Source organism: Rhodanobacter sp. FW104-R8 (assembly GCF_001617365.1).
Taxonomy (GTDB): Bacteria; Pseudomonadota; Gammaproteobacteria; order Xanthomonadales; family Rhodanobacteraceae; genus Rhodanobacter.
On record NZ_LVJR01000009.1, the window covers coordinates 1 to 18,657 of the forward strand.

At 70.8% G+C, this 18,657-nt stretch carries 12 protein-coding genes; 6 read left to right on the forward strand and 6 right to left on the reverse strand.

Features of this window, described 5'->3' with window-relative positions; translation table 11 throughout:
- Positions 1–19 precede the first annotated feature (19 nt).
- Positions 20–511: a GAF domain-containing protein gene (locus tag RHOFW104R8_RS01800; RefSeq protein ID WP_068092307.1), complete on the reverse strand. Its 492-nt coding sequence runs from the start codon at positions 509–511 to the stop codon at positions 20–22.
- 113 nt (positions 512–624) lie between these two features.
- Here RHOFW104R8_RS01800 and bioD point away from each other — a divergent pair, with 113 nt between their 5' ends.
- The 5 genes from bioD (at position 625) to RHOFW104R8_RS01825 (ending at position 7,199) form a co-directional block, all read left to right on the forward strand.
- Positions 625–1,305: a dethiobiotin synthase gene (bioD, locus tag RHOFW104R8_RS01805; RefSeq protein ID WP_068092304.1), complete on the forward strand. Its 681-nt coding sequence runs from the start codon at positions 625–627 to the stop codon at positions 1,303–1,305.
- Between the two features lie 52 nt (positions 1,306–1,357).
- Entirely contained in the window at positions 1,358–1,705 is a 348-nt protein-coding gene (locus RHOFW104R8_RS01810; protein WP_068092301.1) for a hypothetical protein, read from the forward strand.
- Between the two features lie 103 nt (positions 1,706–1,808).
- The gene (gene dcp, locus RHOFW104R8_RS01815; RefSeq protein WP_068092298.1) at positions 1,809–4,004 is read left to right on the forward strand and encodes a peptidyl-dipeptidase Dcp; all 2,196 of its coding nucleotides are present in this window, start codon (positions 1,809–1,811) and stop codon (positions 4,002–4,004) included.
- A gap of 149 nt (positions 4,005–4,153) precedes the next feature.
- A complete protein-coding gene (locus RHOFW104R8_RS01820) occupies positions 4,154–5,986 on the forward strand; it encodes a monovalent cation:proton antiporter-2 (CPA2) family protein (RefSeq protein ID WP_068092294.1) in 1,833 nt (610 codons plus the stop codon).
- A 112-nt stretch (positions 5,987–6,098) separates the two neighbouring features.
- Positions 6,099–7,199: a glycosyltransferase family 9 protein gene (locus RHOFW104R8_RS01825; protein WP_235604234.1), complete on the forward strand. Its 1,101-nt coding sequence runs from the start codon at positions 6,099–6,101 to the stop codon at positions 7,197–7,199.
- Here the strand turns inward: RHOFW104R8_RS01825 and RHOFW104R8_RS01830 are convergent.
- Both RHOFW104R8_RS01830 and RHOFW104R8_RS01835 read right to left on the reverse strand, forming a co-directional pair.
- The gene (locus RHOFW104R8_RS01830) at positions 7,175–10,615 is read right to left on the reverse strand and encodes an ankyrin repeat domain-containing protein (protein WP_068092291.1); all 3,441 of its coding nucleotides are present in this window, start codon (positions 10,613–10,615) and stop codon (positions 7,175–7,177) included. The two genes, RHOFW104R8_RS01825 and RHOFW104R8_RS01830, sit on opposite strands and share 25 nt — an antisense overlap.
- Before the next feature lie 97 nt (positions 10,616–10,712).
- Positions 10,713–11,006, reverse strand: coding sequence for a YcgL domain-containing protein (locus RHOFW104R8_RS01835; protein ID WP_068092289.1), 294 nt, complete (start codon positions 11,004–11,006; stop codon positions 10,713–10,715).
- Between the two features lie 257 nt (positions 11,007–11,263).
- Here RHOFW104R8_RS01835 and RHOFW104R8_RS01840 point away from each other — a divergent pair, with 257 nt between their 5' ends.
- Positions 11,264–12,763, forward strand: a complete 1,500-nt coding sequence (locus RHOFW104R8_RS01840; RefSeq protein ID WP_068092340.1) for an OmpP1/FadL family transporter — start codon at positions 11,264–11,266, stop codon at positions 12,761–12,763.
- Positions 12,764–12,835: 72 nt separating this feature from the next.
- Here the strand turns inward: RHOFW104R8_RS01840 and RHOFW104R8_RS01845 are convergent, their stop codons facing one another.
- From RHOFW104R8_RS01845 to putA, 3 genes are all read right to left on the reverse strand, one after another.
- The gene (locus tag RHOFW104R8_RS01845) at positions 12,836–14,251 is read right to left on the reverse strand and encodes a coniferyl aldehyde dehydrogenase (protein ID WP_068092280.1); all 1,416 of its coding nucleotides are present in this window, start codon (positions 14,249–14,251) and stop codon (positions 12,836–12,838) included.
- Between the two features lie 10 nt (positions 14,252–14,261).
- Complete coding sequence (locus tag RHOFW104R8_RS01850; RefSeq protein WP_068092277.1) at positions 14,262–15,137, reverse strand: restriction endonuclease; 876 nt, start codon at positions 15,135–15,137, stop codon at positions 14,262–14,264.
- A gap of 136 nt (positions 15,138–15,273) precedes the next feature.
- On the reverse strand, positions 15,274–18,462 hold the full coding sequence (putA, locus tag RHOFW104R8_RS01855; protein ID WP_068092338.1) for a bifunctional proline dehydrogenase/L-glutamate gamma-semialdehyde dehydrogenase PutA: 3,189 nt from the start codon (positions 18,460–18,462) through the stop codon (positions 15,274–15,276).
- Positions 18,463–18,657 lie beyond the last annotated feature (195 nt).

An 18,657-nucleotide genomic window follows, 5' to 3' on the forward strand; every position in this document is an offset into this window, starting at 1 on the left:
GCCCGCTCGCGAAGGGCGGTCAGCGGCATGTGGCCTCCATGAACACCGCGCACAGCGCTTCCATCCCGGCGCGGTCGTCCTCGTCGAAGCGGTCGGTGACCGGGCTGTCGACGTCCCATACGCCGAGCAGGCTGCCGTCGGGCTTCACCAGCGGCACCACGATCTCCGACTGCGAGGCGGCGTCGCAGGCGATATGCCCGGCGAACGCGTTGACGTCGCGCACCAGTTGGGTCTGCCGGGTCTGCGCGGCGGTGCCGCAGACGCCGCGGCCCAGCGCGATGCGGATGCACGCCGGCTTGCCCTGGAACGGGCCGACCACCAGCTCGTGGCCGTCGTACAGGTAGAAGCCGGCCCAGTTCACCTGCGGCAGGCTGTGGTAGACCAGCGCGCCGAAGTTCGCCGCGTTTGCGACCAGGTCGCGTTCGCCGGCGAGGATGCCGCGCGCCTGCCGCAGCAGGTCGTCGTAGTGCTCGCGCTTGCTGGCGTAGGCATGGGTTTTCAGTTCGAACATGCGATGGGTCCGGCGCCAAAGCCCGTATTATGCGCGCAGCCATCGACAGGGAGACGCCACGTGAACTTGACCGGAGCACGCCGGAGCGCCGTCGCCGTGCGGTGCGTGCAGGCATGAGCCGCGCGGTGTTCGTCGCCGGCACCGACACCGGCATCGGCAAGACCCACGCAGCGTGCACGCTGCTGCACGCGTTGCGCGCGGCGGGCCGCGGCGCCTGCGGCATGAAGCCGGTGGCCAGCGGCTGCATGGAAACACCGGAGGGCCTGCGTAGTGACGACGCGCTGGCGCTGCTGGCGGCCGGCGGCGACGCGAGCCTGCCGTACGCGCTGGTCAACCCGGTGGCGCTGCGCGAGCCGCTGTCGCCGCACCTGGCGGCGGCGCACGACGGCGTGGCGATTTCTCTCGCACCGCTGCGCGCGGCATTCGATCAATTGAGCGCCGGCCATCAATGCGTGGTGGTCGAGGGCGTCGGCGGCTGGCTGGTGCCGCTGGCGCCGGGGTTGCTGGCAGCGGACATCGCGAAGCAGTGGCGGTTGCCGGTGATCCTGGTGGTGGGCATGCGGCTGGGCTGTCTCAACCACGCCCTGCTCAGCGCGCGGGCGATCGTGGCCGACGGCTGCCGGCTGCTCGGCTGGATTGGCAACCGCGTCGACCCGGCGATGGACGCGCCGGAGGAAAACCTGGCCACCCTGCGCGAACTGCTGCCGGCGCCGTGCCTGGGCGTGCTGCCGCACGGCGTGGCGCCGGCGCAGGCGGCCGACCGGCTGCGTGCTGCCGTGGCGGCGTTGGACTGAACTTCACATCCGGCATGCTGGGATAACCGCCTGCCCGAACACCGGAGACGCCATGGCCCGCAACCACTACTACCTCTCGATCGCCGACCTGGCCCACGCGCGCGGCGGCGATCCGCGCTTTGCCTACGACGGCGCCGGCCCGAACGACTTCGCTGCGGCACTGCAGCAGGCCTTGCGCGACGATGCCCTGTTCCAGCGCTGGCGCGCGGCGCAGCCCGATCCGGATGCGGTGGACGGCAGCCTCGGCGCCACCGATCCGGCGGCACAGGCGAGTGCGCGGGTCGCCGACCTGCGCACCGACGTGGACCTGGTCACCGACCTGCCGATGAGCGTGGTGCGCCACCGGCTGTACCTGCTGATCGGCGCGGCGTGGCAGCTGCGCGACCTGCGCGCCGCCTGATACGCCGCGCCGCGCCCGGTTTGGAAAGTGCCCGCGCTGTCGGTACAGTCGACAGCCTCGACTACCCGCGCCCGGCGAAGGGCACGCCACCCAGGGATCTCCGATGTTCCGTTTGCGCACGATTGTGATCGCCACCACGATGGCTCTGGCCGCCTGCTCGCAGCAGCCGAACGGAGCCGCCAACTCGCCCGCGCCGGCCGCCTCGGCGGCCAGCGCCGGCACCACCGCCCCGGCCGCCCCCGCGATGACCAGCAACCCGTTCTACAGTGCCAGCACGCTGCCGTTCCAGGCGCCGCCGTTCGACCGGATCAAGGATGCCGACTACCAGCCCGCGATCGAGGAGGGCATGCGGCAGCACCTGGCCGAGATCGAGAAGATCGCCAACGACCCGGCGGCGCCCACGTTCGAGAACACCTTCGTGGCGATGGAGAAATCCGGCGCCATGCTGAATCGCGTGATGGCGGTGTTCGGCGCGGTCACCGGCGCCAATACCGACGACGCACTGCAGAAGGTGCAGGAAGACGAGGCGCCGAGGCTGGCCGCGCACCAGGATGCGATCCACCTCAACGGCAAGCTGTTCCAGCGCGTCGAGGCGATCTACAACCAGCGCGACACGCTCAGGCTCGATCCGGAATCCGCCCGGCTGGTCGAGGTGGTCTACAAGAACTTCGTGCATGCCGGCGCCAAGCTGTCCGATGCCGACAAGGCGAAGCTGAAGGACCTCAACAAGGAAGAGTCCACGCTGAGCACCGCGTTCACCAACAAGCTGCTGGCCGCCACCCGGGACGCCGCGCCGGTGGTCGCCGACAGGGCGAAGCTGGCCGGCCTGTCCGACGCCGAACTGGCTGCCGCCGCGCAGGCCGGCAAGGACCGCAAGCAGGACGGCAAGTACGTGCTGACCCTGCAGAACACCACCCAGCAGCCCGGGTTGCAGGACCTCACCGACCGCGACACCCGCCAGGCGCTGTTCGAGGCGTCGTGGAACCGCGCCGAAAAGGGCGACGCCAGCGACACCCGCAAGACGATCGAGCGGCTGGCGCAGATCCGCGCCGAGCAGGCGAAGCTGCTCGGCTATCCCGACTACGCCGCGTGGAAGCTGGACGACCAGATGGCGAAGACGCCGGAGACGGCGCTGAAGTTCATGCAGAACCTGGTGCCCGCGGTCACCGCCCGCGCGCAGGCCGAGGCGGGCGACATCCAGGCGCTGATCGACAAGCAGCACGGCGGCTTCAAGCTGGCGCCGTGGGACTGGAACTTCTACGCCGAGCAGGTGCGCAAGGCGAAGTACGACCTCGACGCCAGCCAGATCAAGCCGTACTTCGAGCTGGACAACGTGCTGCAGAACGGCGTGTTCTACGCCGCCAACCAGTTGTACGGGCTGACCTTCAAGGAACGCCACGACATCCCGGTGTACCAGCCGGACGTGCGCGTGTTCGAGGTGTTCGACAAGGACGGCAGCTCGCTGGCGCTGTTCTATTGCGACTACTTCAAGCGCGACAACAAGAACGGCGGCGCCTGGATGGACAACTTCGTGCAGCAGTCGAAGCTGCTCGGCACCAGGCCGGTGATCTTCAACGTGGCCAACTTCGCCAAGCCGGCCGCGGGCCAGCCGGCGCTGCTCTCGTTCGACGACGTGGTCACCATGTTCCACGAGTTCGGCCATGCGCTGCACGGCATCTTCGCCGACGAGCAGTACCCGACCCTGTCCGGCACCGCCACCGCGCGCGACTTCGTCGAGTTCCCGTCGCAGTTCAACGAGCACTGGGCTACCGACCCGAAGATATTCGCCAACTACGCCAAGCACTACCAGACCGGCGCGCCGATGCCGCAGGCGCTGGTCGACAAGGTGAAGAAGGCCGGCAAGTTCAACAAGGGCTACGACATGACCGAGCTGGTCGCCGCCGCCCTGCTCGACATGAACTGGCACATGCTCGGCGCCGACGCGCCGCTGCAGGACGCCGACCGGTTCGAGGCCGCCGCGCTGAAGAAGGACGGCATCGACCTCGGCTACGTGCCGCCGCGTTACCGCTCCAGCTACTTCCAGCACATCTGGGGCAACGGCTACGCGGCCGGCTACTACGCCTACCTGTGGACGCAGATGCTGGCCGACGACGCGTTCGTGGGCTTCAAGGAGCACGGCGGCCTGACCCGCGGGAACGGCGACCGCTTCCGCGCGATGGTGCTCTCGCGCGGCAACACCGAGGAGCTGGCGAAGATGTACCGCGACTGGCGCGGCCAGGATCCGCAGATCGAGCCGATGCTGGAAAACCGCGGGCTGAAGGACGCGCCGAAGCCGTAAGCGGCACGTTGCGCCTGCATGCAGATCGGGCCCGCCGCGCGCGGGCCCGATCTTTTTCGGCAACCCCGTCGTGGAAACGCGGCGTGGTTGCCGTGGGTGCGTCCGCGGCGTGGAATAATCGGCCATACCCCGACCGGAGCGGCCCGCGCGTGGACAGCCATCATTTCCTGCAGACCGCGGTGGTGTTCCTGCTCGCCACGGTGATCGCGGTGCCGCTGACCAAGCGTTTCCGGCTCGGCGCGGTGCTCGGCTACCTGATCGCCGGCGTGGCGATCGGCCCGCAGCTGCTGGGCCTGGTCAGCGATACCGCGGGGGTCGCCGCGATCTCCGAGTTCGGCGTGGTGCTGATGCTGTTCGTGATCGGCATGGAGCTGTCGCCGCAGCGCCTGTGGGTGATGCGCCGCGCGGTGTTCGGCATGGGTCTGCTGCAGGTGCTCAGCTGCAGCGTGGCGATCGGTGCGGCGGCGTATTTCCTGTTCGGCCTGCCCGGCAAGGGCGCGGCGGTGGTCGGCGGCAGCCTGGCGCTGTCGTCCACCGCGTTCGGCCTGCAGATCCTGGCCGAGCGCAAGGAGGCCGGTTCGGCCTACGGCCGCCAGGTGTTCGCGATCCTGCTGTTCCAGGACCTGGCGGCGATTCCGCTGATCGCCGCGGTGCCGCTGCTGGCGTCGGCGGCGGGGGCGCAGAGTTTCGACCTGGTCGCGCTGCTGCGCACCACCGGCGTGATCGTGGCGGTGGTGGTCGGCGGCCGCTACCTGTTGCGGCCGGTGTTCCGCTTCGTGGCGCGCGCGGATTCGGTGGAGGTGTTCACCGCCACCGCGCTGCTGGTGGTGATGGGCGTGGCCCTGCTGATGGAGATGGCCGGGGTTTCCGCCACGCTGGGCGCGTTCCTCGCCGGCGTGCTGCTGGCCGATTCGGAGTACCGGCACGAGATCGAATCCAACATCGAGCCGTTCAAGGGCCTGCTGCTGGGGCTGTTCTTCATCAGCGTCGGCATGTCGATGGACATCTCGCTGCTGTTGCACCGGCCGGGCCTGCTGCTGGGGCTGGTGGCGGCGCTGCTGCTGCTGAAGAGCGTGCTGCTGTGGCCGCTGGGACGGCTGCTGGGCGGGCTCAACCGTTCGGACACGCTGCGCCTGGTGGTGCTGCTGGCCTGCGGCGGCGAGTTCGCCTTCGTGGTGCTCAAGCAGGCGGCCGAACAGCGCCTGGTCGGCACGGCCCAGCACGATGTGCTGGTGCTGGCGCTCACCCTCACGATGGCGCTGACCCCGCTGCTGGTGGTGCTGGCGGCGAAGGCGCTGAACGTGAAGCCGAAGAAGCCGGTGCGCGAGTTCGACACGATCGAGGCCGACACACCGCGGGTGATCATCGCCGGCTTCGGCCGGGTCGGCCAGATCATCGCCCGGGTGCTGCGCGCGCAGGGCATCCCGTTCGTGGCGCTGGAGCATTCGGCCGAGCAGGTGGACCAGTCGCGCCGCTTCGGCAACATCAACCTGTTCTTCGGCGACCCGGCGCGGCCAGAGCTGCTGCGCGCAGCGCAGGCCGAGAGGGCCGAGGTGTTCGTGCTGGCCACCGACGATCCGGAGGCGAACCTGCGCACCGCCCGGCTGGTGCGGCGGCAGTACCCGCACCTGAAGATCATCGCCCGCGCGCGCAACCGCCAGCACGTGTTCCGGCTGATGGACATGGGCGTGGAGGAGCCGATCCGCGAGACCTTCCACTCCAGCCTCAAGATGACCCGCAAGACGCTGGAGGCGCTGGGCCTGCCGCACGAGCTGGCGGCCGACCGGGTCGAGCGCTTCCGCCGCTACGACGAGGACCTGCTGAAGAAGCAGGCGCTGGTCTACGACGACGAGACCAAGCTGATGCAGAGCACCCGCGAGGCGATGATCGACCTGCAGCGGCTGTTCGAGGCGGATGCCGAGCGCAGCGCGGAACGCGAGCGCCAGCGCGACGCCGGAGTGCCGCTGGCCGACGGCGACTGAGCGGGATCGTCCGCGTCGCGGAGGGCAAGGGCGCCGGGCGTGTGTCAACCGGTCGCCGGCTCCGGCGTTGCCCGGCAGCATGCTCCCCGATAACCGACCTGCTGCAGGCCCCGTGGTGATCCGCTTCGGCCGGCTTGGCGACACCGTCCTGCTGCAGCCGTTGCTGCACAAACTGCATTTGCGCTACGGCCGGCCGTGCCGGCTGCTGGCGCTGGGGGACTGGCCGCCCGTGCTGTATTCGGCGGCGCCCGAGGTGGCCGGGTGCATTCCCCTGGACTCGCAGTACGGGCCGCTGTGGATGCGCCCGCGGCGCTGGCGCGCGGCGCTGGCGCTGCGGCGCCTGCGCGGCGCGCCGCTGTACATCAGCGAACCGCTGGAGCGCACGCGGACCAAGGTGCGCCCGATGCTGGCGCTGGCCGGGGTGAGCGCCGGCCATTGCACGTTCATCGAGGACATGCCGGAGATCGCGGACGAGCACTGGGTCGACATGCTGCTGCGTTTCGGCGACACCACGCCGCCGGCGTTCCGCGCCTCCTGTGCGCCGCTGGCGACGCCGGTGCCGGCCGCGCCGCAGCTGCGGGCCAGCGCGGCCGAGCGCGCCGATGGCGATGCGTGGCTGCGGGCGCACGGCCTGGCGGGCCGCCCGCTGGTGCTGCTGCAGCCCGCCAACAAGCGCACGATGCGCTGGAACGGGGTGCGTGCCGCCGGGGATGACGACAAGTCGTGGCCGGCGTCGTGCTGGGCGGCGCTGGCGCGCGCCATCGGACGCCAGCTGCCTCACGCGCAGGTGCTGTTCTGCGGCTCGCCGGCCGAGGCGAGCTACCTCGATGCGCTGATGTCGACCGTGGGCCGGGGGCTGCCCCGGATCGCTGCCGCGGCGCTGCCGCTCGGCCGCCTCAAGGCCCTGCTCGAGGTCGCGCACAGCATGGTCTCGGTGGATACCGGGCCGGGACACCTGGCCGCGGCCATGGGCTGCCCGCTGGTGGTGCTGATGGGCTCCCGCTCGCCGCGGCTGTGGACGCCGCGCAGCGGCGCGGGCAGCGACGTGGTGGTGCTGGGCGGCCTGCCGGTGGTGCGGCGCGTGGACGAGATCGCCACGTCGCAGGTGCTGGATGCGTGGCGCTCGCTGCGCTGGCGCCACGCCGCGGCGACGGCTGCGGCGGCGGAGGATGACGCCGTGGCGGAAGCCTATTCGGCCGGCTGGGCCGGCTGACGCAGGGTCTGCCGCACGCTGGGGATCGCGTTGCTGCGCGTGGACAGCTCGTGCGCGATGTCGACGTAGCCCAGGTGCCGCGCCACTTCGGCGGCAGTGCGGCCGAACGCGTCCACCGCGCCGCGGTCGGCGCCGCGCGACAGCAGCACGCGCGCCGGCGGCAGCAGCGCGTGCATCGCGCAGGCGTGCAGCGCGGTGACGCCGCGCTGGTCGGCGTGGCCGACCTTGGCGCCGGCCTCCAGCAGCGGCGGCACCAGCGCGCCGATATGCGTGGCGTCGCAGGCGCTGCCGGGGCGCAGCTGCGCGCCCAGCAGCAGCAGCAGCGGGGTCTTGCCTTCGCTGTCGGCGTGGTTGATGTCGGCGCCGTGCTTGAGCAGGCTGTCGAACAGGCGGCGTGCGCGCAGGCTGTCGTTGTGCTCGAAGCCGAACTGCGCGGCGGCGTGCAGCGCGCTGCGGCCGGCGCCGTCGGCCGCATTGACGTCGGCGCCGGCGTCGAGCAACTGCTCGGCGATTTCCGGGTAGCCCATCGCGGCGGCCACCATCAGCGCGGTGGCTTCGTTCGGCAGGCGCTGGTCGACGGTTACCTGGTGTTGCAGCAGCAATGCCACCAGCGCTTCGCGCCGGGCGGCGACCGCGGCGGCCAGCGGCGTCACACCGCTGTGCGCGGCCAGCGAGGGATCGGCGCCGGCGTCGAGCAGGCAGGCGGCGACCTCGCGGTGCCCGGCACCGCAGGCGCGCAGCAGGGCCGAGGCGCCCTGCTCGTCGCGGGTGTCCACGGCGAAGCCCAGCTCCAGCAGGCGCTGCACCGAGGCGAGGGCGCCGGCCGAGGCCGCGGCCGGCAGGTCGGTGGCGCGCAGCGGGCGGTGCGGCCGCGGCCAGTCGCGCCAGTCCAGCCAGCGCTCCACCGCCGGCAGTTCCAGCGCCAGTCCCAGCGGCGTCTCGCCGTTCGCGTCGGCGGCTTCGGGGTTGGCGCCGTGGGCGATCAGCGCGCGCGCCAGCGGCAGCGCCTGCGCACCGTGTTCCAGCGCGGCGAACAGCGGCGTACGGCCGTCGCGGTCGCGCGTGTTCGGATCGCAGCCGCGCGCCAGCAGGGCCTGCAGCAATGCGGGCTGGGCGTGGGCCGCGGCGAGCTGCAGCGGGGTGCGCCCGCGCGGGTCCGGGCCGAACGGGTCGGCGCCGCGCTCGAGCAGTTGCAGCGGCAAGGCGGTGCCCTGCGCCGCGCCGCCCAACTGGGCCAGCGCCCGCGCCAGCAAGCCGGCGCCGGCCGGGCTGGCGCCGGCTTGCAGCAGATCCTCCAGCGCCTCGGTCGCATCCGGCAATGCCGGCAGCAGGGCGTCGAACAGGCGCTGGCCGAGCGGCGGCAGCGCCGGCGCGTCGGCGGTGTCGGGGTCGTCGGTGCGCGGCGTCTCCAGCCGTGCCTCGGCGTCGAGGCCGTGATCGAGCAGCCAGCGGCGGGCGGCGGCCAGGCCGGGTGCGGCCAGGTCCAGGTAAAGCTGTGCCAGTTGCGGCTGCGGCCATTCGCGCACGCGTTCGGCGAAGCCCGAGACGATCGCCCAGTGGCCGAAGCGCAGCGCGTCGAGCAGGTGGGCGGGCGTGTCGCTGCCCTCGGCCAGCACGTCCTGGCTGAGGCTGGCCGGCAGCGGCGTGTCGGGGTCGAGCAGGGCGACCAGGTCCCAGCGGCCCGCGGCGGCGGCGTGGTCGAGCGCGCTGCGGCCGTCGCCGCCGGCGGCCTTCGGATCGGCACCCAGCGCGAGCAGCGCGCGCACCGTCTCGACATGGGCGTGCGGCGACTGGCAGGCCAGGGTGAGCGCGTCGCGGCCGTGGCTGTCGCGTGCGCTGGCGTCGGCCTCCGCCTCGGCCAGCAGCTGCACGATGCCGCCGGCGCCGGCGCGTGCCGCTTCCATCAGCGCGGTGCTGCCGTGGCGGTCGGCCAGGTTGACGTCGGCGCCGGCGGCGCACAGCGCGCGGACGATCTGTTCGTGGCCCTCGGCGGCGGCGGCGAGCAGCGCGCTGCGCTTGCGCGCGTCCACCGCATTGACCGCGGCGCGCTGCTTGAGCAGCAGCCTGACCCCGTCGGCGTCGTCGTCGGCGATGCCGGCGGCGGCGACCAGTGCCGGCTCGCCGCCGGCGGCCGGCGCCGGCTTGGCGCCGCGCTCGAGCAGGAATTTCACCAGCGGCCAGTTGGCGGCGCGGCAGGCGGTGGCCAGCGGGCTGACGCCGGCCTTGTTCAGCGCATCGATCGGCGCGGCGGCGTCCAGCAGCATCGCCGTCACGCCGGCATCGGCGCTGAGCACGGCGCCGTGCAGCGGGGTGTTGCCTTCGGCGTCGGTGACCAGCGGGCTGGCGCCGTTGGCGAGCAGGGTCAGCACCGCCTCGGCGCGGCCGTGCCAGCTGTCGCGGGTGGCGGCCAGCAGCGGGGTGATGCCGCCGCTGGCACGGTTCACGTCGGCGCCCCTGGCGATCAGCGCGCGCAGCAGGCGGGTATCGGGCAGCAGCGCGGCCAGCATCAGCGCCGGGCGCTGGTCGCGGTCGTCGGCGAGCGGCGCGGTATCCGGGTCGGCGCCGGCCTCGACCAGCGCCAGCGCGCGCTCGACGTCGCCGCCGCGGATCGCGGCCAGCAGCGCGGCGGCCTGCTCGGGCGTGCCGGCGGCGCGTTCCTGCTCGCTCAGCACCGGGCGCGGCGCGGCGGCGCGCGGGTCATGGTCGCCGCGCCGGCGCGGCTGGTGCCGCTCGCACAGCAGGGCGCGCAGGGTGCGGTTGGCGATGACCAGGCAGCCCAGCGGCAGCAGCACCACGCCGTAGATCGCCAGCGCGGCGATGCGCGGCTCCGGCGGCAGCACGCCGTACAGCCCGGTCAGCGCGATCGCGCCGAAGGCCAGCACCAACAGCGCGAACGCGGCCGGCAGGAAGTGGCTGAAGAAGCGTTCCTCGCGCGACAGGTGGCGACCGAACGCGATGCTGCGCAGGGTGGCGGTGAAGATCCACGAGCCGTCGCGCTGGCTCGGATAGGCGTCGTCCCACACGAACACCAGTCCGAACGCCGGCCACAGCCGCCACAGCGCCACCAGCGCCAGCACCATCGCCGCGGCCAGCGCCAGCGCCGCGCTGAGGCTGGCCCCATGGGTCAGCTGCAGCATCGGCCACGCCACCAGCACGAAAACCAGCGCGGTGTAGCCGGTGAACATCACCAGGTGGGCGGCGCCGCGGCGCAGCACGGTGCGACCGAAGCTGGGCTCGGGATCGAAGCCGATCGCGTGGCAGATCGCCGCCATGGTCAGCGCATTGGCCAGCAGCAGCGGGATCAGGGTCAGCGGATGGCTGGCCAGCCCGGCGGCGGCGACCGCGATCAACCCCGGTACGAACCAGGCGAGGGCGTGCAGGAGGGGCGGGCGGCGGCGCGATTTGGGCTGGTTCATGGGGACAGTATAGAAATCGTTGGAGATGCAGGCGGTAACCAAGCGTTAACGCTCGACTTGGCCCCCCCTTGCCGCATGCGGCGGCATGGCGCGCGATTCAATCGTCCCGATCGTCCCGCGGGGAATGGGTATACGCGGGATGGTTGGCGCTGGCGAGGGTCTCCTGCGGCGGCAGTTGCAGGTGCCAGCCCTGCGTGCGCAGGTGCTCGAGCACCTGGAGGGCATCCTCGACCGGCAGCTTGCGCTGCTCGTCCAGCTGCACCTCCATCACGAAGCGCAATTCGCCCAGCAGCAGGGCCAGCGGTTCGGGCAGCGGGTCGAAGCCGTCGCGCTGCGCCAGCCACAGGTAGCTGTCGGCCTTGCGCACGCTGGCATAGACGAAACATTGCATGGTGCGACTCGCTGGGCAGTGGAGGGTGGCGGCGACCGCCGGCGGGGGAGGGTAGCAGTCCCCCTCGCCGCCGGGATCAGTCTGCCCATCCGCATGCAATAGCCGCGTTAGTATTTTGTTGCGACCGCACTTGCAACATCTTGTGCAAGAGGGCTAAGTTCCGCGCAGGTAGTTCAAACGCGTGTATGAATCAGTGCGTCCTACCTGCAGCCACCCGATAACCATCCAAGTCGCACAACAATATGCAGGAGCATGCGATGCACACGTCTCTCCGTTCCCTTTCGGGCGCAACCCGTCCATTGGCGCTCGCCGCGCTGAGCATCGCGGTCGTCGGTGCGCTGGTTGCCCCTGCAAGCGCCGACGCCAGCGCGTTCCAGCTCAAGGAAAACAGCACCAAGGGCATGGGTCGCGCTTACGCCGGTTCGGCGACCGCCGGCGGCGATGCCTCGGTGGTGGTAAACAATCCCGCGGCGATGACCGAACTGGACGGTACCTATTTCCAGGCCGATGTCACCGCCATCAATTTCAGCGCCAAGTTCAACGGCAGCGCGCACGACGTGCTGGGCCGTCCGATCTCCGGCGGCAATGGCGGCGACGCCGGGACCACCCTGCCGGTGCCGGCGCTGTTCCTGTCCAGCAAGGTCTCGGACAAGGTGCACCTGGGCTTCGGCTTCTCGGTCCCGTTCGGTTTCCAGACCGAGTACGACCGCGACTGGGTGGGCCGCTACAACGGCGTCAAGTCCAAGTTCCAGTCGCTCGATGCCACCCTCTCGGCGTCGTACGACGTGACCGACACTTTTGCCCTGGGCGTGAGCGCGATTGCGCAGCGCACCTCGGCCGAGCTGACCAGCGCGATCAACTTCAACGCCGTGGGCCTGGGCATCCAGCAGGGCATCGCGGCGAAGACTGCCGCCGGTGTCGCGCAGATCCAGGCTGCGGCTGCCGCCGGCAAGATTCCGCCGGCGACGGCTGCCGCCATGATCCAGCAGGCCGTGCAGCAGGGCCAGGCCGCCGCGGCCGGCGTGGCGGCGGTGACGCCACAGGGCGTGGATGGCTTCGCCCGCATCAAGGGCGACGATTGGGCCTACGGCTACCAGGTCGGCGCTTTCTGGAAGCTCACGCCGAACGACAAGCTGGCGCTGAACTACCGTTCCAAGATCAGCCATCGCCTCGAGGGCACCGGCAACTTCACCACCACGCCGGGCTACAACCTGCTGCTCGCCAATCCGGCGCTGGCCAGTTCGATCCCGCCGTTCGCCCACACCACCGGCACCGCCGGCTTCACCACGCCGGCCGTGTTCAGCGCGAGCTACTGGCACCAGGCGGAGAAGTTCGGCCTGGGCATCGACTTTGCCTACACCAAGTGGGACGTGTTCAAGGAACTGCGCGTCAAGTACGGCAACCCGGCGCAGCCCGACACATTCGAGACGTTCAACTGGCGCAACACGGTCTACGCTTCGATCGGCGGCGACTACTACCTCAACGACAAGGTCACGCTGCGCGCGGGCATCGCGGTCGACACCACGCCGACCTACAACGCGGTGCGCGACGTGCGCGTGCCGGATTCCACCCGCAAGCTGGCGACGGTGGGCATCGGCTACAAGGCGAGCGACCGTTTCGAGATCAACGCCTCGTATGCGCACATCTTCGTGAACCAGGCGCACATCAACAGCACCAGCTCCACGGGCGACGTGGTCACCGGCAACTTCGACGACTACGGCAACCTGCTCGGCCTGTCGGCGACGTACAAGTTCTGACGCCCGGCGTGTCGTAATCGTGCAAGTGAAACCTCCCCGCTTCGGCGGGGAGGTTTTTTTGTGCAAGGGATTTCAACCGCGGCGCAGCAGCAGGTCGAGCATGCGCCGGAAGCGTGCGCCGTAGGGCGGGTTGAGCAGGCCGGCACCGTTCCAGCGCGCCTGGCGGAACACCGGCTTCAGATGCGAGAAGGTGCGGAAGCCGGCCTCGCCGTGGTAGCCGCCCATGCCGGAGGCGCCGACGCCGCCGATCGGCAGGTTGTGCTGGGCAAAATGGAGCAGCGTGTCGTTGACGGTGACGCCGCCGGCCACGGTGCGCGTCAGCACGTGGTCGACCAGGGCGCTGTCCTGTTCGAACAGATACAGGCCCAGCGGATGCGGGCGGGCCGTCACGTAGGCGATCGCCTCGTCCAGCGAGTCGTACGGCACCAGCGGCAGCAGCGGGCCGAAGATTTCGTCCTGCATCACCGCCATGTGGTCGCCGACCTCGCTCAGCAGCAGCGGCGAAAGCCGGCGGTTCGCCGGGTCGTCGCCGAGCGTGTCCAGCACATGCGCGCGTGCGCCGGCGGCCACGGCGTCGTCGCGCAGCACGACCAGGCGCCGGTACTGGCGGTCGGAAGCGATGCTGGCGTAGGGCGTGCCCGGTGCGGATGGCGGATACATCCGCGCCGCCACGTGCCTGGCTGCATCGATGAACTCGGTCATGCGCGCGCGCGGCAGCAGCACATAGTCCGGCGCGACGCAGGTCTGCCCGGCGTTGACCAGCTTGCCGAGCACGATGCGTTCCACCGCGTGCTCGAAACGTGCGCCGGGGCCGATGATCGCCGGCGACTTGCCGCCCAGTTCCAGCGTCACCGGGGTGAGGTTGGCCGCGGCCGCGCGCATCACGTGGCGGCCCACCGTGGTGGAGCCGGTGAACAGCAGGTGGTCGAACGGCAGGGCGGCGAAGGCCTGGCCCACGGCGGCGTCGCCGTTCACCACCAGTACTTCGTCGGCCGGGAAATGCCACGCCACCAGTTCCGCGAACAGCGCGGAGAAGCGCGGCGTGTACTCGCTCATCTTCAGCATCGCGCGGTTACCGGCGACCAGCGCGTCGACCAGCGGACCGGCCGCCAGGAACAGTGGGTAGTTCCAGGGCACGATGATGCCGACCACGCCGCGTGGTTGCGGTCGCAGTTCGGTGCGCGCGGGCAGGAACGGCCAGTCGGCCAGCCGCCGCCTCGGCTTCATCCAGCGCCGGCCGTGGCGCAGCGCGTGGCGCACCGCCGACAGGCTGGGGAAGATCTCCAGCAGCTCGGTCTCCTCGCGCGGGCGGTTGCCGAAATCGTCGTGGATCGCCGCGGCGATCTCCGCGCGATGGTCGGCGATCAGCGCCCGCAGCGCATGCAGGCGCCGGGCGCGGGTGCGCCAGTCGGGCAGCGGGTCACGCGCCTGGGCTTCGCGCAGGCGTCGCAAGGTGCTGGCGAGGTCGACATTTGGCGCGTCGGTCATGGTGTTTTGCTCAGGATTCGCGACGGAATTCGTCGAAGAAGGGGTGGTCGATCTCGTAGACCGTCTTCGGCTTCACGCCGATCAGCTTGTCCTGGAACAGTTCGACCAGTTGCTCGCCGTCGATCAGCTCGATCGGCACCACGCCATCGCGCGTCGCTTCGACCTCGGCGTCCTGGGTGAAGCGGCCGGTGGTGATGAACACGCCTTTCTCGGCGCGGCCGAGCAGGGCATTGCGGAACTCGCCCACTGCGCTGCGCGTGACGGTGTCCCTGTAGCGCTTGGCCTGGAACGCCACGCGCAGACTCACGAACGGGCTCAGGCGCAGCAGGCCGTAGCCATCGATGCCGCCGTCGCGCGAACGCTGGGTGACCTCGACTTCCTCGAACCCGTGCTCGCGCAGCAGGCGGCCGCAGATCAGCTCGAAGCCGTAAGGCGGCAAGGACTTGAGGATGTCGAGCAAACCGAGATCTTGCGACTCCTCGGGTGGCTCAGTGTCGGTCAGCTCAGGTTCGGCGTGAGGTTCCGTTGTCGCGTGCTTGCGCTCGGCTTGGTAGGTCTTTACCCGGTCGAGGAAGATGGTTCGTGCGGCGTTTTCGTCGAGGCGGGTCTTCCAACCCAGCGGGCTCAACGTCCAGGTGCCGCGTCTACCGTCGTCCAGCAGGCCCTGCCACACCAGATACTGGCGCGCCCACTGCACCTGGTTGTGGAAGCGATTGGCGCCCGACTTGATGGTGGGCTCTGTGATCTCGGGCGGAAGGTGCAGTTCGCGTGCAATCCAGCGGGACACTTCCTGCGGCTTGGCCGAACCGCCGAGCGCGCGCAGGCAATCGAGCAATGGTCCCATCCAGCGGGTGAACTCGGTTTGCCCTTTTCTCTGCTTTGCCATGCCAACGCTCCGTGCAATGGCTCGAAACGTACTCGCTGCGTCGGCGGCATGGCAATGCCGAAGAGCTTTCCCCTCACCCCGGCCTCTCCCCAAGCACAGCTTGGGGAGAGGGAGGCATGCTCTCCCGGATCCGGCCTTACTCCCCGATGGTGAGCAGCGACGCGTTGCCGCCGGCCGCCGTGGTGTTGACGGTGAGCGTGCGTTCGCCGGCGAAGCGCAGCAGGTAGTGCGGGCCGCCGGCCTTGGGGCCGGTGCCGGAGAGGTTCTCGCCGCCGAACGGCTGCACGCCGACCACCGCGCCGATCTGGTTGCGGTTGACGTAGCAGTTGCCCACGCGCGCGTGGCTGGCGATGTAGTCGACGGTGTCGTTGATGCGGCTGTGCACGCCCAGGGTGAGGCCGTAGCCGGTGGCATTGATCTGCTCGACCACCTGGGCCAGCTCGCTGCCCTTCCAGCGGACGACGTGCAGTACCGGGCCGAACACCTCGCGGGTCAGCGTGGCCAGCGAACCGATCTCGTAGGCGCGCGGGGCGAAGAAGGTGCCGTGGCCGGTGGCCGCCGGATCGAGCGCGACCTCGCCGATCTTCTTCGCCTCCTTGTCCATGCGCGCGGCGTGGTCGACCAGGATCTTCTTCGCGTCCTCGTCGATCACCGGGCCCACGTCGGTGGAGAGCTGGCCCGGGTCGCCCACCTTCAGCTCGCCCATCGCGCCGGCCAGCATCGCGGTGACCTTGTCGGCGATGTCCTCCTGCACGAACAGCACCCGCGCGGCCGAGCAGCGCTGGCCGGCGGACTGGAATGCGGAGGCGATCACGTCCTTGACGATCTGCTCGGGCAGCGCGGAGGAGTCGGCGATCATCGCGTTCTGGCCGCCGGTCTCGGCGATCAGCGCGGCGATCGGCGCGTTGCGCGCGGCCAGCGCGCGGTTGATCGCCCAGGCGGTCTCGGTGGAGCCGGTGAACGCGACGCCGGCCACGCGCGGGTCGCGGGTCAGCGCGGCGCCCACGGTGGCGCCGTCGCCGGGCAGGTACTGCAGCACGTCGAGCGGCACGCCGGCCTCGTGCAGCAGCTTCACCGCGGCATGGCCGATCAGCGAAGTCTGCTCGGCCGGCTTGGCGATCACGCTGTTGCCGGCGGCCAGCGCGGCGCTGACCTGGCCGAGGAAGATCGCCAGCGGGAAGTTCCACGGGCTGATACAGACGAACACGCCGCGGCCGTTGAGGAACAGCTGGTTGCTCTCGCCGGTGGGGCCGGGCAGCTGCTCGGGCTGGCCGAACAGGCGGCGTGCCATCGCGGCGTAGTAGCGCAGGAAGTCGGCGGCCTCGCGGATCTCGGCGATCGCGTCGGGCAGGCTCTTGCCGGCCTCGCGCACGCACAGCGCGATGAACTCGCCGCGGCGTGCCTCGAGCTGCTCGGCGGCGTGTTCGAGGATCGCGGCGCGGCTGGCCGCGGGCAGGCGATCCCAGCCGGGCTGGGCGGCGACCGCGTTGGCCAGCGCCTTGTCGACGGTGGCGCCGTCGGCGCTGACGTAGCGGCCGACGGCCTGGCGGCGGTCGGCCGGGTTGGTCACCTGCACGGTCGGGCCGCTGGCGGCGGCGCCCGGCACCAGCGGGCCGGCGGTCCACGGGCCGGCGTTCGCGTTGACCGCGTCGGCCATCGCCTTCAGTTCGTTGTCGTTGGAGAAGTTGACGCCCATGGAATTCTTCCTGGAAACAAAATTCGGATGCTGCGCCAGCGCGGCATTCTCACCGTAGAGATTGACCGGCAGCGGGATGCGCGGGTGGGGAATGGAGGCGAAGCGGCGCACCGTCTCGCACGGGTCGGCGACCAGCTCGCGCACCGGCAGCGTCTCGTCCACCACGCGGTTGACGAAGCTGGTGTTGGCGCCGTTCTCGAGCAGGCGGCGCACCAGGTACGGCAGCAGGTCCTCGTGCGTGCCCACCGGCGCGTACACGCGGCACGGCACGTTGAGGTTGTCCTTGCCGATCACCTCGGCGTACAGATCGGTGCCCATGCCGTGCAGGCGCTGGAACTCGAACGGCCGGCCGTGTGCGATGTGGTGCACGGCGGCGATGGTGTGCGCGTTGTGGGTGGCGAACTGCGGGTAGATGAATTCGCTGCCGGCATCGAACAGCTTGCGCGCGCAGGCGAGGTAGGACACGTCGGTGTTCGGCTTGCGCGTGTATACCGGGTAGCCGGCCAGGCCCTGCTCCTGCGCGCGCTTGATCTCGGCGTCCCAGTAGGCGCCCTTGACCAGGCGCGCGTACCAGCGGCGGCCGCTGCTGCGCGCGGTCTCGATCAACCAGTCGATCACGAACGGGGTGCGCTTGGAGTACGCCTGCACCACGATGCCCAGGCCGTTCCAGCCCGCCAGCGAGGGGTGCATGAAGACGTCGCCGATGATGTCCAGCGACAGTTCGAGGCGGTCGGCCTCCTCGGCGTCGACCGACAGCGCGATGCCGTGCTTCATGGCGAGCTGCGACAGTTCCAGCAGCTTTTCGGTGAGCTGGCGCCGGGCCAGCTCGCGCTTGGCCACCTCGTAGCGCGGGTGCAGCGCGGACAGCTTCACCGAGATCGAGGGGGCATCGGTATGGTTGGCGAACGGGCCGCGCGCGCCGAGCGCGGCGATCGCGCGGCGGTAGTCCTCCTGGTAGCGCTCGGCGGTCTCGGCAGTGAGCGCGGACTCGCCCAGCATGTCGTAGGAGTAGCGGTACACCGCGTATTCCTTCTTCGCGCAGCGGTCCAGCGCCTCGTCGATGGTCTGCCCCATCACGAACTGGTGGCCCATGATGCGCATCGCCTGGCGCACCGCCAGCCGGATCGCCGGTTCGCCGGCGCGGCCGACCAGCCGCTTCAGCGCGCCGGTGAAGTCGTGGCGGGTCTCCTCGGCCAGGTTCACCAGGCGGCCGGTGAGCATCAGGCCCCAGGTGGAGGCGTTGACGAACAGCGACTCGCTCTGGCCCAGGTGCTTCTTCCAGTCGGCCTCGCCCAGCTTGTCGCGGATCAGCTTGTCGGCGGTGGCCTTGTCGGGGATGCGCAGCAGCGCCTCGGCTACGCACATCAGCAGCACGCCTTCCTCGGAGGACAGGTCGTACTGGCGCATGAAGGATTCGACCGCGCTCTGGTCCTTCGCGCGCACGCGCACGCGGGCGACCAGGCCGGCGGCGAGGTCGATCACCTGCTCGCGTTCGGCGGGCGGCAGGGTGGCCTGGGCGAGCAGGTCGTTGACGGCTTCGGTTTCGTCGCGCAGCCAGGCGGCGGTGATGCGTGCGCGTGCGGGGATGTTGTCGACGGGGAGTTCGGGGCTGAGGATGGGCTGGGTCACGGGCAGGTCGCGAGGATCCGCGGTGGCGGAGGGGAAGCGCGGATTGTACGCCGGGCCGTCGCGGAAGCGAGCGGATCGCGGCGCCGCCTGGGGGCCGGCGAGGGTGTCGCCGGGCCGGCACTCGAGGCGGCGCACGGGGCTGATCCAGATCATCGGGGTGCGACATTCTTGCCCACCGCCTCGCCGCGGCCTATC

What these genes read in the sequence shown, in the direction of transcription:
- RHOFW104R8_RS01830 (WP_068092291.1), bottom strand. Translation starts at nt 10,615, where the DNA reads ATGAACCAGCCCAAATCGCGCCGCCGCCCGCCCCTCCTGCACGCCCTC.
- RHOFW104R8_RS01845 (WP_068092280.1), bottom strand. Translation starts at nt 14,251, where the DNA reads ATGACCGACGCGCCAAATGTCGACCTCGCCAGCACCTTGCGACGCCTG.
- RHOFW104R8_RS01810 (WP_068092301.1), top strand. Translation starts at nt 1,358, where the DNA reads ATGGCCCGCAACCACTACTACCTCTCGATCGCCGACCTGGCCCACGCG.
- dcp (WP_068092298.1), top strand. Translation starts at nt 1,809, where the DNA reads ATGTTCCGTTTGCGCACGATTGTGATCGCCACCACGATGGCTCTGGCC.
- bioD (WP_068092304.1), top strand. Translation starts at nt 625, where the DNA reads ATGAGCCGCGCGGTGTTCGTCGCCGGCACCGACACCGGCATCGGCAAG.
- RHOFW104R8_RS01835 (WP_068092289.1), bottom strand. Translation starts at nt 11,006, where the DNA reads ATGCAATGTTTCGTCTATGCCAGCGTGCGCAAGGCCGACAGCTACCTG.
- RHOFW104R8_RS01800 (WP_068092307.1), bottom strand. Translation starts at nt 511, where the DNA reads ATGTTCGAACTGAAAACCCATGCCTACGCCAGCAAGCGCGAGCACTAC.
- RHOFW104R8_RS01850 (WP_068092277.1), bottom strand. Translation starts at nt 15,137, where the DNA reads ATGGCAAAGCAGAGAAAAGGGCAAACCGAGTTCACCCGCTGGATGGGA.
- RHOFW104R8_RS01840 (WP_068092340.1), top strand. Translation starts at nt 11,264, where the DNA reads ATGCACACGTCTCTCCGTTCCCTTTCGGGCGCAACCCGTCCATTGGCG.